Origin of the sequence: Vibrio sp. 10N.261.55.A7, assembly GCF_002877365.1 — a bacterium.
Classification (GTDB): domain Bacteria; phylum Pseudomonadota; class Gammaproteobacteria; order Enterobacterales; family Vibrionaceae; genus Vibrio.
In genome coordinates this window covers 1-4,737 of the sequence record NZ_MCWZ01000092.1, presented here as the reverse complement: position 1 = coordinate 4,737, position 4,737 = coordinate 1, and the positions used below count along the sequence as shown (strand labels likewise).

Genomic DNA, 4,737 nt, shown 5'->3' with positions numbered 1-4,737 from the left:
ATTTTATTGCTTGGTATTTCATTCTATTTCTTAATGGCGCCACAAGCGGGAGAAGGTGGCGGTAAGCCGAAACTTTCCGAGTCAATGTTTGCATTTTCTGTCGGCACGGGTGTTGGCTTTTACGATGGATTTTTCGGGCCGGGTACGGGTTCTATCTTCACGATTTGTTTTGTTGCCATCGCTCAACTGTCCATCGTTAACGCCACGGCTAAAACTAAGGTGCTGAACTTTACTTCTAATCTGGCTGCGTTGCTGTTCTTTATCATGGCGGGATTGCCTATTTGGGAAATTGGTTTGGTGATGGCGGCAGGTGGCTTTATTGGCGCGAGAATGGGGGCAAAGGTTGTGGTGTCTAAGGGCAAAAAATACATTCGCCCGCTCGTGGTGATTATGTCGATGGTGATGGCATTAAAGCTACTTTGGGGACAGCATTCTCAATGGCTTCTATCACAGCTTTAACCCTGTATAGTTTGAGTGCTGATGGTCGATAAATCACATGCACTGGACGAGTGAGCGAGTGTAGAAACTCAAAATCGAAACAGAGGGCTTCGTCAATGTGCAGAGTTTTGATAATGGACAGTGGCACAAGTGCAGGCGAGACGCCTTGAATCGCCAACTGGGCTGCAGCGGTGTACGAGTCCATCTGCATGCTGGGTGCAATCCCCGCTTGCTGTAGCAGTCCGGCCTGATAAGTGTTGGCCGGATTGTCGAGATCATTGGTGATGACTGCACTAGGCGGAGCGCTAAGTGGGTACTTGCTTACCACTTTAAATGGCTCATTGAAAAGGTGGGTAGCATTGAGACCAAGTCGAGCATTGAGGTGACCGGCACATAAGCCAATCAACGCATCTCCTGCCTTTACATGTTCAATAATTCTCGGCGTATGATTGGTGGTGATCGTAATGTACGGGTCATTTTTCAGCACCCCTGGCAGCACTTCACTGAGATACCCCGCCACAAGAGTTTCCGAGCAATCAATTCGAATCACGGACTGCTTTTCTATGTTTTGCTCTTCTGAGATTAACCCTTTCAGCTCATTCAGGCTTGGCCCTACGCGTTCTATCAAAATCAACGCCTCAGACGTCAGCTTTATTTGACGACCTTCTGGCTCAATAAGCTTCTTTCCCAGTTTTTTTTCAAGGTTGGCAATGCGTTTACTGACGGCTGATTGGCCTATATAAAGTCGACTTCCGGTTCGGCTCATGGTTTTTTCCTGAGCTAAAACGAGCAGTGTTTCGATGCCTTCTAATAACATAACTATTCAATGAAAGTTGGGAATGGATTTCACAGTCTAGCACAAGAGAGTGGGCGGTTTGGGGTGTGTCTCTGCTCGAAAGTGATTCATTGCTATTTGCGTTGGCAGTTAACATTGGGACTTACGTTAGCGCTTACATTCGTACTTACATGGGCACTGGCATTGGCACTGACATTGCGCGGTATTGCTGGTGAAAATTTATTGAGGGCTTATTGGGAGGTTATCGAGAAATTAAGACGTCCGTGTCATTGTTTACGGGGCTAGATTAGAGATTATGACAAAAAGTTAGTAGCTAAAAGAGACACCAAATTGTACCACGCTATCTTCAAAGTGATGCTCATCAAACGCTTTGTTGGTTTGGCGATATTCTACGTAAGGCTGCAATTTTGATTCGGTATAAGTTAAGCGAGCTTCGTAGTGGAGATTGGTGTCATTGTCAGAAACCAATGCTGACTCAAGCTGTTTTTGCACCACATAATTGTATGAAAATACGGCAGAATGTCCCAATTCATAGCTGAAACCTGCGTCTATTCGGCCAAGTTGACTGCGTGCATCTGAGTGTTCGCTGTGTAAACTGTGGTCATGGTCATGGTCATGGTCATGGCTCGAAGTCGATATTTTGCTGTTTCCATAGTCATAGCCGATACGTCCATTGAGTGAGAAGTCGTGGGTTACCTGGTAGTCGATACCCAGTCGAGCACGAACTTCATTGCTGTTTTCATATCCACCTTGGGCATAAGCACCATAGGCGAAAAGCCCGATGTTCTCCGCTGGTTTAAAGTATTTACCTGCGCCTAGCTGGTAAAAATCGTGTGCGCCCGTTTCTCCTTCGGCATAAACAAAATAGCCACTTTCATCCATCCAAACGGCTTCGATGCCATAGGATTTTTCTGAATCGTCATGGCCGTGGTGTTCCTCATTTGCGACGTAAACATCAATGAGTGACCCATTCGAAATGTCGACGTTTCCATGTGCGAGTACGGCTGAAGGCATGAGTAATAAAGTGCTCATTGCGAGTATGTGTTTAGGTGACATGTTGTTTTCTCATTGATTCAGGAAGTGACGCTATTGTAGGAATACCCGATACCATAAAAAAGAAAGCGAACTTTAGGTGATTCATAAACTGAAGTGATGTGTGGGGGTTTAGCGCTCCTTAGTTTTCATGTGTACTGCTTCTTAACGTCGTCGCACCAGGCTGATTGAGTTTGGTGCGTTCAATACAGTGATTCGAGGTTGGGAGGCGCTTTAATGACTAAACCGGTTACCCTTGAGAGCAAAAAGGTCTATACATAACGTATGTAGTAAAAATGCGAACCCCTCATGACGCTCAAAGAAATCCTCCAGATTCGTAATGTACGATGCTTCTTAATATTTCGCAGCAGCTACTTTGCGCGTTTTTATTACCCTGTATTCACTCTGCTCTATCTTGATTACGGCCTTACCCTATCTCAATTCGCCATGCTTAACGTGGTTTGGGCTGCCACCATTGTGCTTGCTGAAGTGCCATCGGGAGCATTTGCCGATACCCTAGGGCGCAAAAAGCTGGTGGTCTTATCGTCGGTTGTCATGTTCATTGAAATTGCCATGATTGCCGTTGTACCAACGGGCAACCCCAACTTTGTTTTTGTCGTTTTTCTAGTTAATCGAGTATTGAGTGGGCTAGCCATGGCATTGGCCAGTGGCGCGGATGAAGCATTGGCTTACGACACCTTAAAAGAGCAAGGAAAAGAGGATGTGTGGCCGAGAGTGTTGCAAATCCAACTTCGTCTCTCCTCTAGTGTGGGCATCTTCGTGACCTTAATCGGGGCGGCCATGTACGATGTGAGTTTCATGGCCCACCTATTTCATTTATTCGGATTCGCCGAGCCAGAGACCACTCAAGATCTCATGCGTATTCCGGTGTACGCCACTCTATTTGTCGCGATCATCGCTATCTATGCGGCCACAAACATGCGGGAAGAGAGAAAAAGCATACCCGGCGATCAGAGCAAACTCGGTACTACGATAGCAAGCCTAAAGTTGACGGCCAGCACTGCTCGTTGGGTTTTCGCGACGCCTTACGTGTTCTTTATCTTGCTGTACTACAGCCTGTTCGAACACACCTCTAGAATGTTCTTAACCATGAACAGCCAATATTATTTGGCGATTGATATCCCGATTCTCTATTTTGGTTTTATTGGGGCTGGGATCAGTATCTTGCAAATTGTATTGGCAGGGCAAAGCAGAAAACTCGCAGAAAGCATGGCCCCCAAAACCTTCATTGCGGTGATGGGATTAGCCACCATGGCGACCTATTACTGCATCAGCTTGGGTTGGTCGATTTACGGGGTTATTCCAGCGTTGGCGCTCATCTTTATCATCATGACGATGAACATTTTTATTAGTTACCACCTTAATAAAAAGACCGAATCACACAACCGAGCAACCGTATTGAGCTTCAAGGGCCTGATGTTCAACCTTGGGTACGGCATGATCGGCATTCTGTATGCTTATTACTATAAGCTGGTGTCGCAGAATTACACGGAGCAAGAGATCGAACAGAACATCGATTTCTTGGCGTCTCTCTCTTCATTTTTCTATTACTTTACCCTGTTATTTATCGCCATTAGTGTGTTTTTCTATGTTAAAAACCGAAAGACGGCAATATTTTAAGAGTGTCACAGCGATGAGTTCCACTCTCGTTTGTATACTGGCTCGCGATGGTTAGATCTTCTCAATGTAAAGAATGACTTCGCCAACATGGAAACCCCATTTTGACATGTCTGTTTTATTGAATAGTCGATTCTCATCAATCAGAAACATCCAATCATCAAGGGTGATTTCGTAAATCGTGCCGTCGACTGGGATTTCCAGCTGATAATTCCAATACAAGGCCGAACCTTCGACGCGGCCATTGGCAATGCCAACAACATCACCAGCGGTTCCCTGGTATTCATTATTACCGACATTGGTAAGGCTCCATACTCGCGTTGATTTCTCACCATCATCAAAGGTAAACCATTCTTTTATTTCCCCTTTGTCTCCTTCCCAGCTCGCAATCAATTTGACTTCAAAGCGCCGAGATAAGTTGCCAGATCGGTCAAGTACCATGCCATAGGCTTTGAGTTCACCATCAAAAAATTGCTCTAATGAAAAAGCGGGGAGGGTGTTCTTGTGTGCGTCTAAGCTCGCGTTTCCGCAGCCAATTAAGCTGAGCGTTAATAATAAAATGGCCCATTTTTTCATGAGATTGCCTTTACGTTAGTGTGTTGTGACAAGGTGAGATTTTCGATAGATTTTGCGGTCACCCAAAACCGTCGCGAGTGAAATGGCGGTCTGGTTATTGAGTGACAGGTTCAGAGGTGTTGACTTGGTGACCCCCCCTCTTTTTACTTTCTTAAGCCGAGTAACTGCCTGCGAAGCTGCGGCTCCGAGGTCTCTTCAGACAGCCATATCGATAAGAAAGCTTGGCCGAACTGGGCGTCTTGAACTTGGCCTATCAA

The 4,737-nt window shown here is 45.8% G+C and carries 5 protein-coding genes and 1 pseudogene; 2 read left to right on the top strand and 4 right to left on the bottom strand.

Annotation, left to right across the window (positions count from 1 at the left end; translation table 11 throughout):
* Nucleotides 1-459 (top strand): TSUP family transporter (locus BCU12_RS06965; protein WP_157939860.1); only part of this gene is annotated, 459 nt, incomplete at its 5' end.
* Here the strand turns inward: BCU12_RS06965 and BCU12_RS06960 are convergent.
* Nucleotides 389-1,255, bottom strand: a complete 867-nt coding sequence (locus BCU12_RS06960) for a LysR family transcriptional regulator (protein WP_102403626.1) — start codon at nucleotides 1,253-1,255, stop codon at nucleotides 389-391. The two genes, BCU12_RS06965 and BCU12_RS06960, sit on opposite strands and share 71 nt — an antisense overlap.
* A gap of 285 nt (nucleotides 1,256-1,540) precedes the next feature.
* Entirely contained in the window at nucleotides 1,541-2,290 is a 750-nt protein-coding gene (locus BCU12_RS06955) for a hypothetical protein (protein WP_102403625.1), read from the bottom strand.
* A 285-nt stretch (nucleotides 2,291-2,575) separates the two neighbouring features.
* Between BCU12_RS06955 and BCU12_RS06950 the strand changes: the two genes are divergently transcribed.
* Nucleotides 2,576-3,907 (top strand): MFS transporter, encoded by a 1,332-nt coding sequence (locus BCU12_RS06950; protein ID WP_102403624.1) that lies wholly within the window; start codon nucleotides 2,576-2,578, stop codon nucleotides 3,905-3,907.
* 51 nt (nucleotides 3,908-3,958) lie between these two features.
* On the opposite strand, the gene BCU12_RS06945 is transcribed toward BCU12_RS06950, so the two are convergent.
* Both BCU12_RS06945 and BCU12_RS23100 read right to left on the bottom strand, forming a co-directional pair.
* A complete protein-coding gene (locus BCU12_RS06945) occupies nucleotides 3,959-4,480 on the bottom strand; it encodes a DUF3833 domain-containing protein (RefSeq protein ID WP_102403623.1) in 522 nt (173 codons plus the stop codon).
* A 143-nt stretch (nucleotides 4,481-4,623) separates the two neighbouring features.
* Nucleotides 4,624-4,737: pseudogene (locus BCU12_RS23100) on the bottom strand (chalcone isomerase family protein); the annotation flags it as partial.